This window comes from Acidimicrobiales bacterium (assembly GCA_035531755.1).
Lineage (GTDB): Bacteria > Actinomycetota > Acidimicrobiia > Acidimicrobiales > UBA8190 > DATKSK01.
In genome coordinates this window covers 1-18,273 of record DATKSK010000044.1, presented here as the reverse complement: position 1 = coordinate 18,273, position 18,273 = coordinate 1, and the positions used below count along the sequence as shown (strand labels likewise).

Annotated in this window: 15 protein-coding genes and 1 other RNA gene; 10 read left to right on the top strand and 6 right to left on the bottom strand. The window is 74.8% G+C overall.

Annotation, left to right across the window (positions count from 1 at the left end; genetic code table 11):
- Nucleotides 1-56: 56 nt before the first annotated feature.
- Together VMV22_09390 and VMV22_09385 are read right to left on the bottom strand one after the other, a co-directional pair.
- Entirely contained in the window at nt 57-524 is a 468-nt protein-coding gene (locus tag VMV22_09390) for a transcriptional repressor (protein HUY22542.1), read from the bottom strand.
- A 113-nt stretch (nt 525-637) separates the two neighbouring features.
- Nucleotides 638-820: a hypothetical protein gene (locus tag VMV22_09385; GenBank protein ID HUY22541.1), complete on the bottom strand. Its 183-nt coding sequence runs from the start codon at nt 818-820 to the stop codon at nt 638-640.
- Between the two features lie 70 nt (nt 821-890).
- On the opposite strand from VMV22_09385, the gene VMV22_09380 reads away from it, so the two are divergent.
- The 6 genes from VMV22_09380 to VMV22_09355 all read left to right on the top strand — a co-directional run bounded on the left by VMV22_09380 (nt 891) and on the right by VMV22_09355 (nt 10,161).
- A complete protein-coding gene (locus VMV22_09380; protein ID HUY22540.1) occupies nt 891-2,654 on the top strand; it encodes a glycerol-3-phosphate dehydrogenase/oxidase in 1,764 nt (587 codons plus the stop codon).
- A 33-nt stretch (nt 2,655-2,687) separates the two neighbouring features.
- Nucleotides 2,688-4,256 (top strand): FAD-binding oxidoreductase, encoded by a 1,569-nt coding sequence (locus tag VMV22_09375; GenBank protein ID HUY22539.1) that lies wholly within the window; start codon nt 2,688-2,690, stop codon nt 4,254-4,256.
- Between the two features lie 30 nt (nt 4,257-4,286).
- The gene (locus VMV22_09370) at nt 4,287-5,744 is read left to right on the top strand and encodes an FGGY-family carbohydrate kinase (protein ID HUY22538.1); all 1,458 of its coding nucleotides are present in this window, start codon (nt 4,287-4,289) and stop codon (nt 5,742-5,744) included.
- An 87-nt stretch (nt 5,745-5,831) separates the two neighbouring features.
- The gene (locus VMV22_09365; GenBank protein ID HUY22537.1) at nt 5,832-6,902 is read left to right on the top strand and encodes an AAA family ATPase; all 1,071 of its coding nucleotides are present in this window, start codon (nt 5,832-5,834) and stop codon (nt 6,900-6,902) included.
- Between the two features lie 59 nt (nt 6,903-6,961).
- Nucleotides 6,962-7,960, top strand: coding sequence for a DUF58 domain-containing protein (locus VMV22_09360; protein HUY22536.1), 999 nt, complete (start codon nt 6,962-6,964; stop codon nt 7,958-7,960).
- Nucleotides 7,957-10,161, top strand: coding sequence for a transglutaminaseTgpA domain-containing protein (locus VMV22_09355; GenBank protein ID HUY22535.1), 2,205 nt, complete (start codon nt 7,957-7,959; stop codon nt 10,159-10,161). Before VMV22_09360 ends, VMV22_09355 begins: the two co-directional genes overlap by 4 nt.
- On the opposite strand, the gene VMV22_09350 is transcribed toward VMV22_09355, so the two are convergent.
- The gene (locus VMV22_09350; protein ID HUY22534.1) at nt 10,073-11,290 is read right to left on the bottom strand and encodes an FAD/NAD(P)-binding oxidoreductase; all 1,218 of its coding nucleotides are present in this window, start codon (nt 11,288-11,290) and stop codon (nt 10,073-10,075) included. The two genes, VMV22_09355 and VMV22_09350, sit on opposite strands and share 89 nt — an antisense overlap.
- Nucleotides 11,291-11,541: 251 nt before the next feature.
- Here VMV22_09350 and VMV22_09345 point away from each other — a divergent pair, with 251 nt between their 5' ends.
- Nucleotides 11,542-12,162 carry a hypothetical protein gene (locus tag VMV22_09345; GenBank protein ID HUY22533.1) on the top strand — a complete coding sequence of 207 codons (621 nt, stop codon included), beginning with the start codon at nt 11,542-11,544 and terminating at the stop codon, nt 12,160-12,162.
- A gap of 53 nt (nt 12,163-12,215) precedes the next feature.
- Here the strand turns inward: VMV22_09345 and VMV22_09340 are convergent, their stop codons facing one another.
- Entirely contained in the window at nt 12,216-12,932 is a 717-nt protein-coding gene (locus VMV22_09340) for an MBL fold metallo-hydrolase (GenBank protein HUY22532.1), read from the bottom strand.
- A 57-nt stretch (nt 12,933-12,989) separates the two neighbouring features.
- Between VMV22_09340 and VMV22_09335 the strand changes: the two genes are divergently transcribed.
- The gene (locus VMV22_09335) at nt 12,990-14,657 is read left to right on the top strand and encodes a long-chain-fatty-acid--CoA ligase (GenBank protein HUY22531.1); all 1,668 of its coding nucleotides are present in this window, start codon (nt 12,990-12,992) and stop codon (nt 14,655-14,657) included.
- Between the two features lie 3 nt (nt 14,658-14,660).
- Nucleotides 14,661-16,007, top strand: a complete 1,347-nt coding sequence (locus VMV22_09330) for a cytochrome P450 (GenBank protein HUY22530.1) — start codon at nt 14,661-14,663, stop codon at nt 16,005-16,007.
- Nucleotides 16,008-16,041: 34 nt separating this feature from the next.
- On the opposite strand, the gene VMV22_09325 is transcribed toward VMV22_09330, so the two are convergent.
- Nucleotides 16,042-16,413, bottom strand: coding sequence for a hypothetical protein (locus VMV22_09325; protein ID HUY22529.1), 372 nt, complete (start codon nt 16,411-16,413; stop codon nt 16,042-16,044).
- A complete protein-coding gene (gene xseA, locus VMV22_09320; GenBank protein HUY22528.1) occupies nt 16,410-17,786 on the bottom strand; it encodes an exodeoxyribonuclease VII large subunit in 1,377 nt (458 codons plus the stop codon). Before xseA ends, VMV22_09325 begins: the two co-directional genes overlap by 4 nt.
- Before the next feature lie 112 nt (nt 17,787-17,898).
- Here xseA and rnpB point away from each other — a divergent pair.
- Nucleotides 17,899-18,272, top strand: an RNA gene (rnpB, locus tag VMV22_09315) — RNase P RNA component class A.
- The last annotated feature ends 1 nt before the right edge of the window (nt 18,273 follow it).

Sequence of the window (18,273 nt, the reverse complement as noted above, 5' to 3'; positions counted from 1 at the left end):
TACTTGTCTGGACAATCGCGGGCCGGGCGCGCTCGGGGGAACCCGGCGCCCCGCCCTCATACGGTGACGGGTGCTTCGCCGCGGCGGCCTGCTCGGCGGCTCCCACGGGCGCGGCACTGGCGGCAGCGCCCTCTGAACACGACCTCGGCCTCGCCCACGTCGAACCCCTCGTCGGCGCCGACGGGCACCGTGACGGCGCTGAAGTCGGCGTGCAGGTCACGCACCTTGCCGCACCCACGGCACACCAGGTGGTGGTGGACGCCGTCCACGTTGGGGTCGAACCTGGTCGTCCCGGTGCCGAGGTCGAGGGCGGCGATCTCACCCATGGCGGCCAGCTCGTGCAGGGTCTGGTAGACGGTCTTGAGCGAGATCGTCTCCATCTCCGCCCTGGCCGCGGCGTGGATCGTCTCGGCGGTGGGATGGCTCACGTCCCCCTGCAGCAGGCGGAAGATGCACTGCCGCTGCGCCGTCACCTTCCGGCCCTGGGCGCGGAAGAGGGCGGTGATCTCGTCGGGGGGGCGCATGGCGTCGCCGACCCTATCACCAACGATTGTTTTTTGACAACCATTGTTGAAATGTCGCGCTGCGGGCACCCGGTTCTCCCACTGTGGCACCCGGAGGTGGCCGCCGCGCCCGTTCACGCCGGGCCCTGACCGAGCGCCTTCTCCCCCCAGTAGCTGGCGGAGCGGTTGCCGTTGTCGTCCGGGACGGGCCGGTGGCCGGACCGCTCGTAGAGGCGTTGGGCGGGGGGCTGGCGGGGCCCGGTGTCGAGGCGGACGGCGGGGTGCCCTCGCGCATCGTCGGGGACTCTACGTCCCACCGTGCCGGCACCCACGCGTCGGTGGGACGCGGCGGGGTGGTCCCGGGCGCGGCTGTGGCAGGCTGGCCCGATGCCGCCGGATCGCGCCTCCTCCCCGTCGGCACACCGCGGGTTCGACCGGGCCGAGGCCCTTCGCCGGCTCGAGGAGGAGACCTTCGACGTCCTCGTGATCGGCGGTGGCATCACCGGCGCCGGTGTCGTCCTCGACGCCGCCGCCCGGGGGTTGCGCGCTGCGCTGGTGGAACGCCACGACTTCGCCTCGGGCACGTCGTCGAAGTCCTCCAAGATGGTGCACGGAGGGCTGCGCTACCTCCAGCAGCGCGACTTCCGGCTCGTCTACGAAGCGCTCCACGAGCGCCAGCGGCTGCTCGAGAACGCACCCCACCTCGTCGCCCCGCTCCCCTTCCTCATCCCGCTGTTCGGGCGCGACGGCATCGTGAACAAGAGCGTCGCCCGGACCTACGCGACCGCCCTGACCCTCTACGACCTCACCGGCGGGTTGCGCATCGGGCGGCGCCACCGGCGCATAGACCGGGCCGAGACCCTGGCGCACCTGCCGACGCTGCGCACGGACCGCCTCGTGGCGGGCTTCTTGTACTACGACGCGCGCGTCGACGACGCGCGGCTCACCCTGGCCGTCGCCCGCACCGCCGCGCTCGACCACGGCGCCGTCGTGGTCAATTACGCCGAGGTGACGGGTCTCGTCACCGACGACGCGGGCGCCGTGCGCGGCGCCCGGGTGCGCCCGGCGGTGCCCGGGACCGGCGCAGCCTCCGGGACCGGCGCGGCGCCGGCGCCGGAGTTCGAGGTGCGGGCCCAGGTGGTCGTCAACGCCACCGGCGTGTGGGCCGACGACCTGCGCGCGCTCGAGGAGCCGTCGCACCCCCACTCGATCCGCCCCGCCAAGGGCATCCACGTCACCGTGTCCCGGTCGAAGCTGCCCGCCGACATCGCCGCGGTCCTGCCGGTGCCCAAGGACCGGCGGTCGGTGTTCGTCGTGCCGTGGGCCGACGGGGACGACGTGTACCTGGGCACGACCGACACCGACTGGGACGGGCCGCTCGACGACCCGGCCTGCCTTCCCGAGGACGTCGACTACGTCCTGGGCGCCGCCAACGGCGTCGTCACGCGCCCGCTCGAGCGCGCCGACGTCACCGCGGTATGGGCGGGGCTCCGCCCGCTGCTGGCGCCGGCCGACGGCCACCGGGTCAGTGCCCGCACGGCCGACCTGTCGAGGCGCCACACCGTGCGCGTGTCACCGCACGGCATGGTCACGGTGACCGGCGGGAAGCTCACCACCTACCGCCGGATGGCGCAGGACACCATGGACGTGGTGGTGCGCCGCCTGGGGCCCGGCGCCCCCGCCGGCGCGCGCCGCTGTCCGACGAAGCACCTGGCGCTGCGCGGCGCCTCGGGTCTCGAGCAGCTGCGCCGGCCGGCGGCGGCGGCCCGGTTCGGGATCGATGAGGACGTCTTCGCCGCCCTCGTGGCCCGCCACGGTGGCGAGGCGCCCGCGGTGCTCGAGCTGGCGTCGGGTCGGCCCGAGCTGCTCGAGCCGCTCGTCCCGGGCCTTCCCCATCTCCGCGTGGAGGCGCTGTGGGCGGCGCGCCACGAGATGGCCATGACCGTGGAGGACGTCCTGGCCCGCCGGACTCGTGCCGTGCTGCGCCGGGCGGTGGCGGCCGCCGAGGCCGCGCCCGGCGTCGCCGAGCTGCTGGCCCCGGAGTGGGGACGTGACCCCGCTGACGCGGCCGTGGATGCGGCCACCTTCGCCGACCGGGCGCGCCGCGACCTCGCCCGGGCCGGGCTCGACCCCGTGCCCACCGTGCCATGACGACCGTGCCCACCGTGCCATGACGACCGTGCCATGACGACCGTGCCCACCCCGGTGACACCGGTCGACGCCGCCCCCGGCGAGGTCACCGACCACCTGCTCGGCCCGCGCGTGCCCGTGGGCGACCACCTGCTCGAGCGGTTGCGGTCGGTGTGCGCCCACGTCACCGTCGAGGACGCCGATCGCACCGAGGCCGGCCGCGACTGGTGGCCGCTCGCCATCCGGTGGGCGATGCGCGGCGCGGTGCCGGCCCGTCCGGGCGCCGTGGCGCGGCCCACGGATGCCGACCAGGTGGCCGCGGTGCTCGCCGCCTGCCACGACGCCCGCGTGCCGGTGACGGCCATCGCAGGACGTTCCGGGGTGTGCGGCGCCAGCGTCCCGGTGTTCGGGGGCGTGGCCCTCGACCTGTGCGGCCTGGCGGGCGTGGTCGACGTGGACACGACGTCGCTGCTCGCCGACGTGCGCCCCGGCACGTTCGGCCCCGACCTGGAGGTGGCGCTGCGGGCCACGGGCACGACGCTCGGCCACTGGCCGCAGTCGATGGACCTGTCCACCGTCGGGGGCTGGGTGGCCTGCCGCGGCGCGGGGCAGTACTCCACCCGCTACGGCAAGATCGAGGACATGGTGGCCGGGCTCGAGGTCGCCCTGGCCGACGGTCGCCTGATCCGCACCTCGGGGACAGGGCCGCGCGCCGCGGTGGGCCCCGACCTGACCCAGGTGTTCGTCGGCTCCGAGGGGGTCCTGGGCGTGATCACCGAGGCGCAGCTGCGCCTCCACCCCGTGGCCGCCGCCGAAGGCCGGCGGGCGTTCGGGTTTCCGGGCTTCGCCGACGGGCTCGACGCCTGCCGGCGCATCCTGCGCCGCGGCGGCACCCCGGCGGTCCTGCGCCTCTACGACCACGTCGAGTCGGCCCGGAACTTCGAGTCCGGCGACCACTGCGTCCTCGTGGTCCTCGACGAGGCCGACAAGGGCCTGCTCGACGCCACGCTGCGGATCGTCGAGGCCGAGTGCGCGTCGGGGGGCGCGACCGCCCTCGACGAGGCCCTCGTGCAGCGGTGGGTGGGGCACCGCAACGACGTCTCGGCGCTGGCCCCCTTGTACCGCGCCGGCATCGTGGTCGACACCATCGAGATCGCGGCGCGCTGGTCGTCGCTGCCGGGCATCTACGCCGCCTGCGTGGCCGCGCTGCAGGACCTCGACGGCACCCTGGCGGCGTCGGCCCACCAGTCGCACGCCTATGTCGACGGCGCCTGCCTGTACTTCACCTTCGCCGGGCGGATGCCCGAGGCCGCCGGCACCGACGGCCCGCCGGGCGACGACCCGCCGGACGACGACCCGTCGGGGATCGACGCGGCCGACGCCTGGGCCGAGCGCTACTACGCGGCGGCGTGGCGCGTCGTCATGGACACCGTGCGGGCCCACGGGGGGGCCATCAGCCACCACCACGGCATCGGCCTGAACCGGGGGCGGTTCGTGGCGGAGGCCCTGGGAGGCGCGTTCGACGTGCTCGTCGACCTCAAGAACGCGCTCGATCCCCGCGGCATCCTCAATCCCGGGAAGCTCGGCCTGCCCTCGCCCTTCGGCGAGGTCCACTGGCCGTGAGCCGGCGCGACCGGTAGGAGGGCGGGCGTCGTGAGCATCCTCGTGGTCGACGTGGGCACCTCGGGCGTCCGCGCCGGGGTGGTCGAGCCCGACGGGACCGTCGCCCACGTCCGGCACGTGCCGGTGCTGCCCTCGTCGCCGGCGCCGGGCTTCGTCGAGTTCGACGCGGCCGTCATGGCGGCCGCCGTGCTCGACGTGGCGGGCACGGTGGTGCAGGCCGGTGGCCCGGTCGACGCCGTGGGCATCGCCAACCAGCGGGGCTCGACCATCGTGTGGGACCGCGTCAGCGGGGAACCCGTCGGCCCGGGCATCGGGTGGCAGGACCTGCGCACCGTGGGCACCTGCCTGGCCCTCCGGGACCAGGGCATACGGGTGGCGCCGAACGAGTCGGCGACCAAGCTCGCCATGCTCCTCGACATGGCCGATCCCGAGCGCGCCCGCGACCTGTGCTTCGGCACGGTGGACACGTGGGTGGCGTGGACGCTGTCGCGGGGAACCGTCCACGTCACCGACGCCACCAACGCCGGGATCACCGGGATGGTGGGCGGTGACGGGTCGGCATGGGACGACGCCATGCTCGAGGCACTGCGCATCCCGCGCGGCGTGCTCCCCGCCATCGTCGACTCGTCGGGCGCGGTGGGGGCGGCGAGCGCGCTGCCCGGGGCGCCGCCGATCTGCGGCATCGCCGGCGACCAGCAGGCGTCGCTCGTGGGGCAGGGGTGCACGCGGCCGGGCATGGCCAAGGCCACGTTCGGCACCGGCGGCATGCTCGACCTCTGCGTGGGCGAGACCCGCCCCCGCTTCGCCCGGCGTGGCGGCGCCGGGACGTTCCCGATCGTCGCCTGGCAGCGGTCGGGCAGGAAGACCTGGGGCGTCGAGGCCGTCATGCTCTCCGCCGGCATGTGCGTGGAGTGGCTGCGCGACGACCTCGGCATCATCGACAGCGCGGCGGACTCCCACCGGGTCGCGGTGCAGTGCGACGACACCGGTGACGTGTGGTTCGTGCCCGCGCTGCTGGGGATGGGGGCGCCGGCCTGGGACTTCGGGGCACGCGGGACCTTCGTCGGGATCACCCGCGGCACCGGGCGTCCCCACATGGTGCGCGCCGTGCTGGAAGGGGTGGCACACCGCGGCGCGGACCTCCTCGAGTCGGCGGAGGCCGACACGGCCATGACCATCGCCTCGTTGCGCGTCGACGGGGGCATGTCGGCCAACCCCACGTTCGTGCGCGCCCTGGCCGACGCCACCGGCCGACCCGTGGAGATTTCGCCGGTCACCGAGGCGACCACGCTCGGCGCCGCCTACCTCGCCGGCATGGCCATCGGGACGTGGGCCGACGAAGCCGACGTGGCCGCCGCTTGGCGGCCCTCGGCGGTGGTCGAGCCCGCGACGAGCGACGTCCGCCGGGCGGCGGCGCGCGAGCGCTGGTTGGCGGCCCGCCAGCGGGCCCTGCGCGCCGTGCCCGAATTGTCCACCCTGGAGTTCTGACCGCGGGCCGAGTTGTGCCCACGTCAGCGGGGTTGTCCCTGGTGGTGCGTACAGTACGGCCGCGGGCCTGCCGATAACGTGGACCTGATGGAGCGCGCCCACTTCGGGGATCAGCAGGGGACCTCGGACAGCCCCGTGGGCGTGGCCGGGGGCCGGCGCGCGGGTGTGGGCCCCCAGGTGGGAGCGCTCGCCGGCATGCTCGAGGGCCCCTTCCCCGACGACGCCGCCGACCTCGACGCCGCCATCGGCCTCGGGCGCGACCTCGTCGAGAACCTCAGCCGGGTCCTGCTCGGCACACCCGGGGCGCTCACGGCGGCCGCCATTGCCGCGCTGTCGGGCGGCCACCTGCTCATCGAGGACGTCCCGGGCGTGGGCAAGACCGTGCTGGCGCGGGCGCTCGCGGTGTCGCTCGGGGCCGAGCTGTCGCGCGTGCAGGGACACCCCGACCTCCTGCCGTCCGACGTCACGGGCGTGTCGGTGTTCTCCCCCGACGCGGGGACCTGGGACTTCCGCCCGGGCCCGGTGTTCGCGCACGTGGTGCTGGTCGACGAGCTCAACCGCACCCCGCCGCGCACGCAGGCCGCCCTGTTGGAGTCCATGGAGGAGCAGCAGGTGAGCGTGGACGGCGAGTCCTGGCCGCTGCCGCGCCCGCACCTGGTCATCGCCACGCAGAACCCCTTCTCCCAGCTCGGCACGTACCCGCTCGTGGAGAGCCAGCTCGACCGGTTCGCGCTGGCGACGGCGATCGGCTACCCCGACGAGGAGACCGAGGCGCGCCTCGTGCGCCACAGCGGCGGCAGGTTCGCGCTCGAGGAGCTGCGCCCGGTGTGCACCACGCAGGGCTGGCTCGCCGCACAACGCGCCACCGAGTCCGTCGAGGTGGCGCCGGCCATCGCCGAGTACGCCGTGGCCCTGTGCCGCGCCAGTCGCAACGCCACCGGCGTCCGCCTGGGTGCGAGCCCGCGCGCCGCCATCTGGCTCATCCGTTCGGCCCAGGCCCACGCCGTGCTGTCGGGCCGCCCGTTCGTGACCCCCGACGACGTGAAGGCGGTGGGCGTCGCCTGCCTGGCGCACCGCCTCCTCACCGACGGGGGCGTCGAGCAGGGCGTCGTCGTGGTCCGCGCGCTGCTCGACACCACTCCCGCCCCCCGCCCGTGACCGGGCGGGCCGCACGGCCCCGCTCCTCCGGCGGCGGCGGCGGCCGCTGCAGACGCGGGGTGCGCCCCATCCGGCCCCTCGGCCCCCTGGTGAGCTGCGCCGGCGTGCTCCTGGCGTGGTGGCTGGTGGCCCACAACAGCGGTGCCGGATGGGTCCAGGCCGTGGGCGACCTGCTCGCCGGGGTGCTGCTCGTCGGGCTGGCGGCGCCGGCGGTGGTGGTCGCCCGGGCCCGGATCACCGTGGTGGAGGCTCCCGCCGACGCCACCGCCGGCCTGCCGGCCGACCTGACGGTGGCGACCACCACGCGGGTCCGGGCCACGCCCCTCGACCCCCCAGGCCCCGAGGTGTTCGTGGGGCCGGGCGGCCCGCACCGGGGCGCACCGGGGCACGCACCCGGTGGGGCGCTGGCCGGCGATGGCGAGCCCGGCCGACCCGGGACCGAGCCCCTGACGCTCCTGCCCGAGGGGCGCGGGGTGCACCGCCGCGTGGTGGTGGAGCTCGCCAGCGCCGCTCCCTTCGGCCTGCTGTGGTGGCGCCGCACCCGCGTGGTCGAGCTCCCGCGCCACCTCCACGTGGGGCCGCGCCTGGGCCGGCCGCTCCCGCTGCCGCGCGGGCGCCAGGACACCGCCGGCGAGGGCATGCAGCGGGCCCCCGTGCAGGTGGGCGAGCCCCGCGGCGTCCGCCCCTACCGGCCCGGTGACCACCGGCGCTGGGTGCACTGGCCGGGCACGGCCCACAGCGGCGAGCTGATGGTGCGCGAGATGGAGGGGCCGACCGCCGAGCCCCTGGCCGTGGACGTGCGACTCCCGGCCGACCCCGAGGCCGCCGAGCGGGTGGCGGAACGGGCCCTCGGCACCGTCGTGGCGCTCGTCGACCGGGGGACACCGGTGCTCCTCGTCACGACGGAGGACGACGGCCGCACCGTGGCGATCGTCGGTGACCGCCGCACGGCGGGGCGGCGACTGGCGCGCGCCGTCGCCGAGGCCGACGGCGCGGCCACGGGCGTCCGGACCGGTGACACCGCCGGCATCTCCCCGGGATCGTCGCGGCGCCGGTGAGCGTGCTCGACGCCGTCAGGCGCGCCAACCGTCCGGGCCCACCCGAGCACTCGATCACCCTGCGCCTGGCGTGCGCGGGGGCGGTGGTGACCGGCATCGCCGCGTGCCGCGCCGAGGGCGAGCTGTCGTGGGGCGTGGCGGTGGCCTCGACGACGCTCGTCGTCCTGGGCATGGTGCTGTCGTACCGGACGCGCCAGCGGCCGATGGGGTGGATCAAGCCCATCCTCGCCGGGGCGGCCGTCCTCGCCTTCGTGTGGTTCTTCCGCCAGCTCACGGGCCAGGCCATCTACGACGTGAGCACGGTGGAGAACCCCCTCGCCGTGCTGTTCGTGTGGGTCCAGGTGGCGCATGCCTTCGACGTCCCGGCCCGACGAGACCTCGCCTTCTCCCTGGCCGGGTCGGCGAGCCTCATGGCCGTCGCCGCCGCCCAGGCGATCGACATCGCCTTCGGGGCGTACGTGCTGGCGTGGCTGGCCTTCGGCCTCGTGGGCCTGCTCGCCATGTGGAGCTCGGCCAGCCACGGGGGCCGGCTGCGCGCCCGCGGCCTCGTCGCCACCTTCGCGTCGGTCGCCGTGACGGGCACCGCCGTGCTCGTCGTGATGCCCGCCCCGCACGTGGCCGGCCGCATCGACTTCCCGGCCAACGCCGGGCCGGGCTCGCAGATCCCGATCCCGGGGGGTCTGGCCGGCGACGGGCGGGTGGCGCAGCTCGCCAAGCCGGGGAGCCGGGCGGGCGCCAGCCGGGTGGGGGGATACCTCGGCTTCGCCAACCGCCTGGACACCGCGCTTCGGGGCGGGCTCGGCGACACGGTGGTCATGCGGGTGCGAGCCCAGCGCCCGTCGTACTGGGTGGGAGAGACCTTCGACGCCTGGGACGGCACCAGCTGGAAGGCGACACAGCACGGGACGTCGCAGCTGACGGCGGGATCGCCGTTCATCATCCCCGGCCCGGACCGGGCCCCGGTGGGAGCGCAGAGCGACCTGCAGACCTTCTACGTCGTGCAGTCGTCGCCCAACCTCGTGTTCCACGCCGACAGCGCGCACGAGGTGTGGTTCCCGTCGAGCGACCTCTTCTCCACCGACGCCGGCACGCTCATCTCCCCCATCGGGCTCGGGCCCGGCGCCATCTACACGGTGCAGTCCTACGTGAGCACCCCGTCACCCGACCAGCTGCGCGCCGCGCCGGGGCCGGCACAGGACCCTGCGGGCCTGCGGGCGCGGTACCTGCAGCTGCCGCCCGGCATCGCCCGGGCGCAGGCGCTGGCCGAGAACGTCGCGGCCCGCGCGCCGTCCACCTACGACAAGGTCCAGGCCCTCATCGGCTGGATCGCCACGCACACCCACTACGCCACGGACATCCCGCCGCTGCGACCCGGACAGGACACCGTCGACCAGTTCCTGTTCGGGAACCGCACCGGCTTCTGCGAGCAGATCTCCACCGCCATGGCCGTCATGCTGCGGTCGATCGGGATCCCGGCGCGCGAGGCCGTGGGATTCGTCCCCGGGCCCTACAACCCGATCACCGACCTGTACGACGTGCAGGCCCGCGACGCCCACGCCTGGGTCCAGGTCTGGTTCCCGGGCTACGGATGGCGGAGCTTCGACCCCACCGCCGTGGTCCCCCTCGCCAACCCCTCGCCGGGGTCGACGCTGGTGCACGAGGCGGCGGGCGTGCTCTCCCGGCTGCCGTGGCTGCCCATCGGGCTCGTCGTCGGCGTCGGGGCGGGCACGACCCTGGCGCTGCGGCGGCGCCGGCGCCGCCCGCGGACCTGGGCGGCACAGGCCGCCCGGGGCATCGAGGCGGCGGGACGGCGCGCCGGGCGGGCGCGGCGCCCCGGCGAGACCCTGACGGAGTACGCGGCGGCCATCGACGAGGTGGCCGGCGACCCGTCCGGGACGTGGCAAGCCCTGGCCGGCGTCGTGGAGGCGAGCGCCTATGGCGGCCGCCATCCCGGGCCCGAGGACGGCCGGCGGCTGTTGGCGTCGATGCGCGTCATGCGCAGCCGGATGCCGCGCCGACGCGTGGAGGCGGGGCGCCGGCCGGCGACGGCGGCACCGTCGACCGCGCCGCAGGGCCCGTCGGGCCCCGGCACGGTGCGCTCGGCGGCGGTGCTCAGCCCGGCCGGTGTGCCCGAGCCTCGTCGAAGCTCGCCCCCGCCTCGAGCAAGGGGCGGTAGCCCATCAGCTGGCGGGGACGGCTGAAGCCGAGGGCGGCGGTGAACCGTCCCTGGCGGCCGTAGAGGGCCACGAAGCGGCGCTCGGCCGTCGACCCGTCCACCACCGCGATCTCGTCGTCGGGGCCGGGGTGCCCGATGACCTGGATCTTCACGTCGTACTGGTCGGACCAGAAATACGGGACCGAGACGTACGGCGCCGCCTGGGCCCGGCCGGCGAGGAGGTTCCGAGCGGCGGTGGCCCCCTGTTCGGCGGCGTTGGTCCAGTGCTCGATCCGGATGTGGGCGCCGAGCGTCTCGTCGAACCAGCGGGCGACGTCGCCGGCGACCACCACGTCGTCGGCGGCATGCAGCGTGGCGTCCGCCACCACGCCGTCGTCGATCTCGAGCCCGGCGCCCTCGAGCCAGTCCGTGGTGGGCACGACGCCGATGCCGACGACCACGGCGTCCGCCTCGATCACCCGTCCGTCGTCGAGCCGCACGCCGCGCACGCGCCCACCGGCGTCCTCGAACCCCGTCACGCCCGTCCCCGCCACGAGGTCGACGCCGTGCGCGGCGTGCAGGGCGGCGCACGCCGCGCCCATCTCGACGCCGAGCACCCGGGCGAGCGGCTCGGGCAGCGCCTCGACCACGGTGACGCTCGCCCCGCGCCCCCGGCAGGTGGCGGCCACCTCGGACCCGATGAACCCCGCCCCGACCACGACCACGCGGGCGCCGTCGACCGCGGCCACCCGTCCGAGCTCGATGGAGTCCTCCAGGGTGCGCAACGTGTGCACGCCGGCGAGCGGGGGCGCCCCGCGGAGGTGGCGGGGATGGGCGCCGGTGGCGAGCACGAGGCCGTCGAACCGCACCACGGCGCCGTCGTCGAGCTCGAGGGTGTGCCGTTCCACGTCGAGGGCGCCGGCGTGGTGCCCGAGGCGAAGGTCGAGGCCGAGGGCGGTGATCTTGTCCGCCGGCCGCAGCAGCACCCGGTCGAGGCCCCACGTGCCCGCCAAGAATTGCTTCGACAGCGGCGGGCGGTCGTACGGCAGGTGCGGCTCGGCGCCGATGAGCGTGATGGTCCCGGTGTGGCCGGCGGCGCGCAGGGACTCGGCGGCGCGCAGGCCGGCCAGGGACGCGCCGACGACGGCGATGGTGGAGCTCGGGTCAGGCACCATGGGCGGGCACGACCCTACCGGGGCGGCGGGCGGCGCCAGCCTGTGCGCGACCCCGGGTGCGCGGCCCCGGGTGCGCGGCCCGGGTGCGCGGCCCCGGGTGCGCGGCCCGGGTGCGCGGCCCCCGGTACGCGGCGCCCGCGGCGTGCGGTGCCGGTGCCGGGGCGGCCATGGCGCGACGCCGGGGCCGTAGGTGCTGAAGTGGTGTCGTCCACCGCCCCTCGGCGGCGTGACCCGGCCCGGAGGAGACCGCAATGGGAAAGTCCGCCACCACCGAGGAGCACGCCCCGGCCCCGGGGACACCACCGACCCGCGTGCGCCGGGGGATCTACACCACCGGGCGGGGGGCGGCGGCCGCCGAGCATGCCGCCGAGGCCGCCGAGGCCATCCGCCGGGCCCCGCACCTCCACAAGCCCCAGCTGGTGGTGTCGAGGCAGGTGCGGGGCAACCGGGTCCTCGACAAGATCGCCGACGCCGTCAACACCTTCTGCGGGTCGATGTGGGTCTTTCTGTTCATCACCGTGTCCATCGTGGTGTGGCTCTTCGCCGGCAACGTGGTCGGGTTCGACAAGACGCCGTGGCCGCTGTTGCTCACGATCCTCAACCTGCCCCAGCTGTCGATCATGGTCTCGTTGCAGGTGAGCGCCAACCGGGCGCAGACCGCCAGCGACGCCCGCGCCGTGGCCGACCACGAGACCCTGATCGCCCTGCACGCCATGGCGACGCACCAGCTCGACATCCTGGAGGGGCAGAACAAGATCCTGGCGATCCTCCGGGACCTGTCCACCCACGACATCGTCGAGCGTCAGAAGGCGATCGTGGACACCCAGGAGAAGATGCTCGCCATCCTGGACAAGCCCGCGCCCGGCGGGTGACGAGGCCGTCCCCACATCGCCAAGGCCGGGCCCCGGGGCCACGCGACGGGCGATCAGGAGCCGAACATCGTCATCCACTGCTCGGGTGAGCGCAGACGGAAGACGTAGTTGCGCCGGCGGGTGTCCCCCAGGCTGGCGGAGGGCTCGGGCGAGTAGAGGTGCCCCGGGTACAAGACGGTGTCGTCCCCGAAGCGCGCCAGCCGGGTGGTGAGCGACTCGTACATCTGCTCGGCGTCGCCTCCGGGGAGATCGGTGCGCCCGCACCCGTCGAGGAACAGGGTGTCGCCCGAGACGAGGCGCCCGTCGACGTGGAAGCACTGGCTGCCGGGCGTGTGGCCGGGCGTGTGGACGAGCTCGATGTCCACCTCCCCCACCCGCACCACGTCGCCGCTGTGGTGCTGCACGAGGTCGCCCTCCCCCACGCCGGTGGCCCGCACGACCCACGGGGCTTCGTCGCGCTGCACGTGCACGGGCGCCTGCACGGCGGCGAGGAGGTCGGTGATGCCTTCGATCCGGTAGCCCATCAGGTCCCCGCCGACGTGGTCGGGGTGGAAGTGGGTGGCGAGCACACCCGTGCACCGCATGCCGTCGGCGGCGAGCACGTCGAGGAGGGCGCCGACGTCGTAGGCCGGGTCGACGACCACGGCCTCGCCGGTCTGGCGGTCACCGATCAGGTAGCAGAAGTTGACCATCTGGCCCGCCACGGGGTCGCCGGGCGCGAAGTCGCGTCCCGAGAGCAGCTGGCGGAAGTAGAGGCGGTCGTCCGGCATGCGCCCGATGGTAGAGGCCCGACGGGCCCCGGCCGCTCGCCGGGGTGCCACGCCGCCATGGCCCCGCCCTACAGTGGGGCGGGCCCGGTGGTCGCCACCGGCGGCTCGTGGGGAGGGGGAGACGTGCGACACTCCAGCGTGGCCGGCATGTTCCGGGCAAACGTGGCCGAGCACGCCGAGCGGCCCATGTTCCGGTTCGGCGACAGGACCGTCACGTGGGCACAGCACCACGACCAGGCCTGCCGTGTGGCCCAGGCGCTGCAGGCCGACGGGGTCGGGCCCGGCGACCGGGTCGCCTTCCTCGATCGCAACGGGCTCGAGTACTTCGAGGTCCTCTTCGGCGGGGCCCTGACCGGCGCGGTCAACGTCGCCGTCAACTGGCGCCTCGCACCACCCGAGATGGCCGCCGTCATCGACGACTCACGCGCCACCGTGCTGGTCGTCCACCCCGAGCTCGTGCCATGCCTGGCCGGCATGCACAGCGGCCTCCCCTCGGTGTCGCGCGTGGTCGTCCTCGGCGACCCCAAGGCCGACGCCGACATCGGCGGCGCCTCCGACCTGGCTCGCCGCGTCGGCTACGAGGACTGGGGAGCCGACCGGCCCGCGGCCGACCCCGGCTACGAGGGCGGACCGCAGGACGTGGCCATGCAGCTGTACACGTCGGGCACCACCGGGCTCCCCAAGGGCGTGATGCTCGCCAACGCCAACATCCGGTGCATGCTCGAGCAGGCCGCCGGGGAGGCCTTCGAGATCGACGACCGGACCGTGAGCCTGGTGGCCATGCCGCTGTTCCACATCGGGGGCTCGGGATGGGCGTTGAGCGGGATGTCGCGCGGCGGCACGTCGGTCATCCTGCGCGACATGGACCCGGTCGAGCTGCTGCGCCTCGTCGCCGCCGAGCGCATCACGCACGCCTTCCTCGTGCCGGCGGTGCTGATGCTGCTCCTGGCCACGCCGGCCGTCGCCGAGGCCGACCTGTCGAGCCTCGACACCGTCTACTACGGCGCCTCCCCCATCGCCGAGGACGTCCTGGCGCGCTGCATCGACGTCCTGGGGTGCCGTTTCGCCCAGGTCTACGGCATGACCGAGACGACGGGCGCCATCGTCCGCCTGGCCCAGGACGACCATGACCCGGCCGGCCCTCGTCGTCACCTGTTGCGCGCCGCGGGCAAGCCCTTGCCCGGCGTCGAGCTGCAGGTCGTGGACCCCGACACCGGGGCCGAGGTGCCGGCGGGCGCGGTGGGCGAGATCCGCACCCGCTCGGGCTTCAACATGCTCGGGTACTGGGACAAGCCCGAGGAGACGGCCCGCACCATCGGCGACGACGGCTGGTTGCGCACCGGTGACGCCGGGTACCTCGACGACGAGGGCTACCTCTTCCTGCACGACCGCATCAAGGACATGGTGGTGTCCGGCGGCGAGAACATCTACCCCGCCGAGGTGGAGAACGTGCTGCTCGCCGCGCCGGGGGTCGCCGACGCCGCGGTGATCGGCGTCCCCGACGACACGTGGGGCGAGACCGTGAAGGCCGTCTGCGTGGCCGCCCCGGGCGCGACCCTCGACGAGGCGGCGGTGATCGCCTTCTGCCGGGAGCGCCTGGCGCACTACAAGTGCCCCACCTCGGTGGACGTCGTCGACACCCTGCCGCGCAACCCGTCGGGCAAGGTCCTCAAGCGCGAGCTGCGCGAGCCCTACTGGCGCGACCGCGAACGTCGGATCCACTGAACCATGGCCGACCCCGTCGCCCCCCTCGCCCCGGCCGGGCCTGTCGTCGCGGACGGGCCCGCCGCCGACCGTCCGACGGTCGCCGGGCCCGTCGACCTCGACGCCGAGCTCGTGGCGCTGCTCGCCACGCCGGCGGGGCGCGCCGATCCCTACCCCCGCTACGCCCGCATCCGGGAGCACGCGCCGATCTTCCGGTCGAGCATCGGGAGCTGGATCGTCACCCGCTATGCGGACTGCCAGCAGGTGCTGCGGGTCCCGCATTTCGGCAAGGAGTCCGACCACGACGAGCTGATCCGCATGCGCACCGCCCGGTGGGGGATCCCGGCCGAGGAGATCGCGGACTTCACCGAGTTCTTCGGACGCCGGCAGTCGATGCTGACCCTCAATCCTCCGGATCACACCCGCCTGCGCGGCCTGGTCGCCCGGGCCTTCACCCCGAACACGGTCGAAGCGCTGCGACCGGGCGTGATCGCCCTGTGCGACGGCCTGCTCGACACGATGGCCGAACGCGGTGCCGGGGGTGACGCCGTCGACGTGATGAAGGAGCTCGCCTTCCCGCTCCCGGTGGCGGTGATCGGTGAGCTGCTCGGCGTGCCGGTCGCCGACCGCGCCCGGTTCCAGGGCCTCGTGCGGGCGGCGACGGTGATCCTCGAGCCCATGTCGGGGCTCGAGGACCTGCGCGGCGCCCGGGCGTCGCGCATCACCATGGAGGACTACTTCCGGGACCTCGTCGCCGAGCGCCGGCGGCGGCCCGCGGGCGACCTGCTGTCAGAGCTCATCGCCGTGTCCGACGGCTCGGACCGCCTCACCGAGGACGAGGTCGTCTCGACCGCCATCCTGCTGTTCGCGGCCGGCTTCGAGACCACCACCAACCTGATCGGCAACGGCCTCTTGGCGCTGCTGCGCCACCCCGACGAGCTCTCCGGCCTGCGGTCGTGGGTCGACGACGCCACCGCCGTGCAGCGTGCGGTGGAGGAGCTCCTGCGGTGGGACAGCCCGGTGCAGCTCGACGGCCGCACGGCCACTCGCGACGTCGAAATGGCAGGCCAGACGATCCGTGCGGGTGAGAACGTCATGACGCTGTTGGGAGCGGCCAACCGTGATCCTCGGCGCTTCCGTGACCCCGAGCGCCTCGACCTGCGACGCGACGAGGGGCCGCCGATGAGCTTCGGCAGTGGCATCCACTTCTGCCTCGGCGCATCCCTCGCCCGCCTGGAGGGACAGGTCTGTTTCAGCCGCCTCCTCACGCGCTTCGCCGCCATCGAGCTGCGTGGCGACGACGTCGCCTACCGCGACGCCATCACGCTGCGCGGCCTCGCCGAGCTGCCGGTGGGGTTGGCCGCCGCCTGACGGCCCGTCGGCGGACCCGCCGCCCACACGATGCTCAGAACGGCAGCTGCTCCCCCTCGACGTCGCCCTCGTCCTCGTCCTCGTCCTCGTCGCCGGCGCCGGCGTCGGCGCCGGCCGGGCCGGGATCCTCGGGCCCGGGACGGCCCTCGTCGGCGGCGCGGCCGACGGCCTCGAGCTTGGGGACGAGCTCTTCGACCTGGGCACGGGTGCGCCGGATGCGCCGGTCGAGCTCGTCCACGATGGCGGTCGCCCGCTCGAGCCGGGCGACCAGTTGGTCGACGTCGACCTCGCTCTTCTCGAAGAACTCCACGATGCCGTCGAGCTCCCGACTGGCGGCGGTGTAGCTGAGCTCCCCGACGGGGGGCTCAGCATCGGTCCCGGCGTGGTCGCGTCCGTCTGTGCTCATCCGATCTCCTCGTGCGTCGAGTCGTGCGACCCAGTGGCCTCGACGGACTCCACCGCCGAGCGCGCCCGGCCGTCGGCGAACCTCGTGATCACCACCGCACCCCTTTGCAGCTCGTTCACCGACCGCACGACGTGGCCGTCGGGCCGCACCGTGATGGTGTAGCCGCGCTCGAGCTGCCGTTCGATGTCGTAGGCGGCCAGGAGACGGCGCCAGGTGACGGTCCGGTCCTGTTGGCGGTCGAGCTGGCCGAGCGCGCACGGGCCGAGGCGCGCGGCCCGGCGGTCGACCGATGCACCGGCGGTGTCGAGCTGGCGGCGCGCCTGGGTGGTGACGGTGCCGACGCGCGACTGCAGGCGCTCGGCGTGCCGGTGCAGCTGGCTGCGAGTGGCGCTGCCCAGCCGCAGGCGCGCGCTCCTGTCACGCCCGGCCGCGGCGTCGACGACCGCGCCGGCCGACCGTGCGATGCGCGCGCCCGACCCGACGACCGACTCCCACCACTCGCGCACGAGGCGGGCGAGCTCCTGCCCGCACGCCGTCGGCGTCACGAACGCCCGGTTGGCGACGATGTCGGCGACGGACTGGTCGCCGGTGTGCCCGATGCCCGTCCACAGCGGGACCGCCATGGTGGCCACGGCGCGGGCCACGAGCTCGGCGTCGAAGGCGGCGAGGTCCCCGCGCGAGCCGCCCCCGCGCACCAGCACGGCCAGGTCGCACCCCGACCCCGAGGCGCCGTGCAGTGCCCTCGCCACCGACGCCGGCGCCCCCGTGCCCTGGACGTTGGCGCCGTAGAGGACGACCGAGAACGCCAGCCCCGACCCCACCAGCTGACCGACGAAGTCGTTGTACCCCTCCGAGCCGCGGCTGGCCACGAGGGCGACCCGCAGGGGCACGGCGGGTACGGGAAGGGACTGGTTCCGGCGCAACAGGCCCTCGGCCTCGAGCGCCTGCAGCAGAGCGGCCCGGCGCGCCGCGAGCCGGCCCAGGAGCGCGGTGACATCGACGTCGGATGCGATGAAGTTGACCTGGCCCTTGGGCGGGTAGAACTCGACGCGGCCCCGCAACGACACCACCATTCCGGGCTCGAGGACGACGCCTTGCCTGCCGAGCGCGGCCTTGAGCGGGCCCCAGGTCCGGCCCCAGCAGTTGACCTTGAGCACGGGGGTGTCGCGGCCGCGTTGCGCGTCGGGGTCGACCAAGTCCATGTAGCAGTGCCCCGTGCGATCGGTGATGCTCTGGATCTCGCCGCGCACCCACTGGGGGTGGCCCCGTGGGAACGCCGCGCCGATGGCGGCCTGGACATGACGGTAGAGGGCGGCGATGGACAGCGCGTCGGGTCGTTCCTCCAGGGGGAGCCGACCGTCCGATGTCTCCATGGCCGCCACCCTATCGAGGGGGGTGGTCGGCGACGGGCGACACGGTGGGATGCGGGGCAGGTGGGGGGCCGGCCCGCAAACGGCCGTCGACCTGGCAGACTGGTCGGGACGGTGAGTCGGCCGGGTGGCCGCGCCACGGGCCCGTCCTCGGACGGGCACCGTGTCGAGGAAGGTCGGGGCTCCACAGGGCAGGGTGCTGGCTAACGGCCAGTCAGGGCGACCTGAAGGAAAGTGCAACAGAGAGCAGACCGCCGATGGCGGGCGTGAGCCCGAACAGGCAAGGGTGAAACGGTGCGGTAAGAGCGCACCAGCGGTCGGGGTGACCCGGCCGGCTCGGTAAACCCCACCCGGAGCAAGGCCGAACGTGGGACGCGGGCGGCCCGCCCGCCCCGGTAACCCGGGGCAGTCCCCAGGTAGGCCGCTGAGATGGATGGCCACCACGCCCTTCGGGGCGGACAGAACCCCGCCTACAGGCCGACTCACCGTC

What these genes read in the sequence shown, in the direction of transcription:
- VMV22_09390 (HUY22542.1), bottom strand. Translation starts at nt 524, where the DNA reads ATGCGCCCCCCCGACGAGATCACCGCCCTCTTCCGCGCCCAGGGCCGG.
- VMV22_09380 (HUY22540.1), top strand. Translation starts at nt 891, where the DNA reads ATGCCGCCGGATCGCGCCTCCTCCCCGTCGGCACACCGCGGGTTCGAC.
- VMV22_09375 (HUY22539.1), top strand. Translation starts at nt 2,688, where the DNA reads ATGACGACCGTGCCCACCCCGGTGACACCGGTCGACGCCGCCCCCGGC.
- VMV22_09365 (HUY22537.1), top strand. Translation starts at nt 5,832, where the DNA reads ATGGAGCGCGCCCACTTCGGGGATCAGCAGGGGACCTCGGACAGCCCC.
- VMV22_09350 (HUY22534.1), bottom strand. Translation starts at nt 11,290, where the DNA reads ATGGTGCCTGACCCGAGCTCCACCATCGCCGTCGTCGGCGCGTCCCTG.
- VMV22_09345 (HUY22533.1), top strand. Translation starts at nt 11,542, where the DNA reads ATGGGAAAGTCCGCCACCACCGAGGAGCACGCCCCGGCCCCGGGGACA.
- VMV22_09340 (HUY22532.1), bottom strand. Translation starts at nt 12,932, where the DNA reads ATGCCGGACGACCGCCTCTACTTCCGCCAGCTGCTCTCGGGACGCGAC.
- VMV22_09335 (HUY22531.1), top strand. Translation starts at nt 12,990, where the DNA reads ATGGCCCCGCCCTACAGTGGGGCGGGCCCGGTGGTCGCCACCGGCGGC.
- VMV22_09330 (HUY22530.1), top strand. Translation starts at nt 14,661, where the DNA reads ATGGCCGACCCCGTCGCCCCCCTCGCCCCGGCCGGGCCTGTCGTCGCG.
- VMV22_09325 (HUY22529.1), bottom strand. Translation starts at nt 16,413, where the DNA reads ATGAGCACAGACGGACGCGACCACGCCGGGACCGATGCTGAGCCCCCC.
- xseA (HUY22528.1), bottom strand. Translation starts at nt 17,786, where the DNA reads ATGGAGACATCGGACGGTCGGCTCCCCCTGGAGGAACGACCCGACGCG.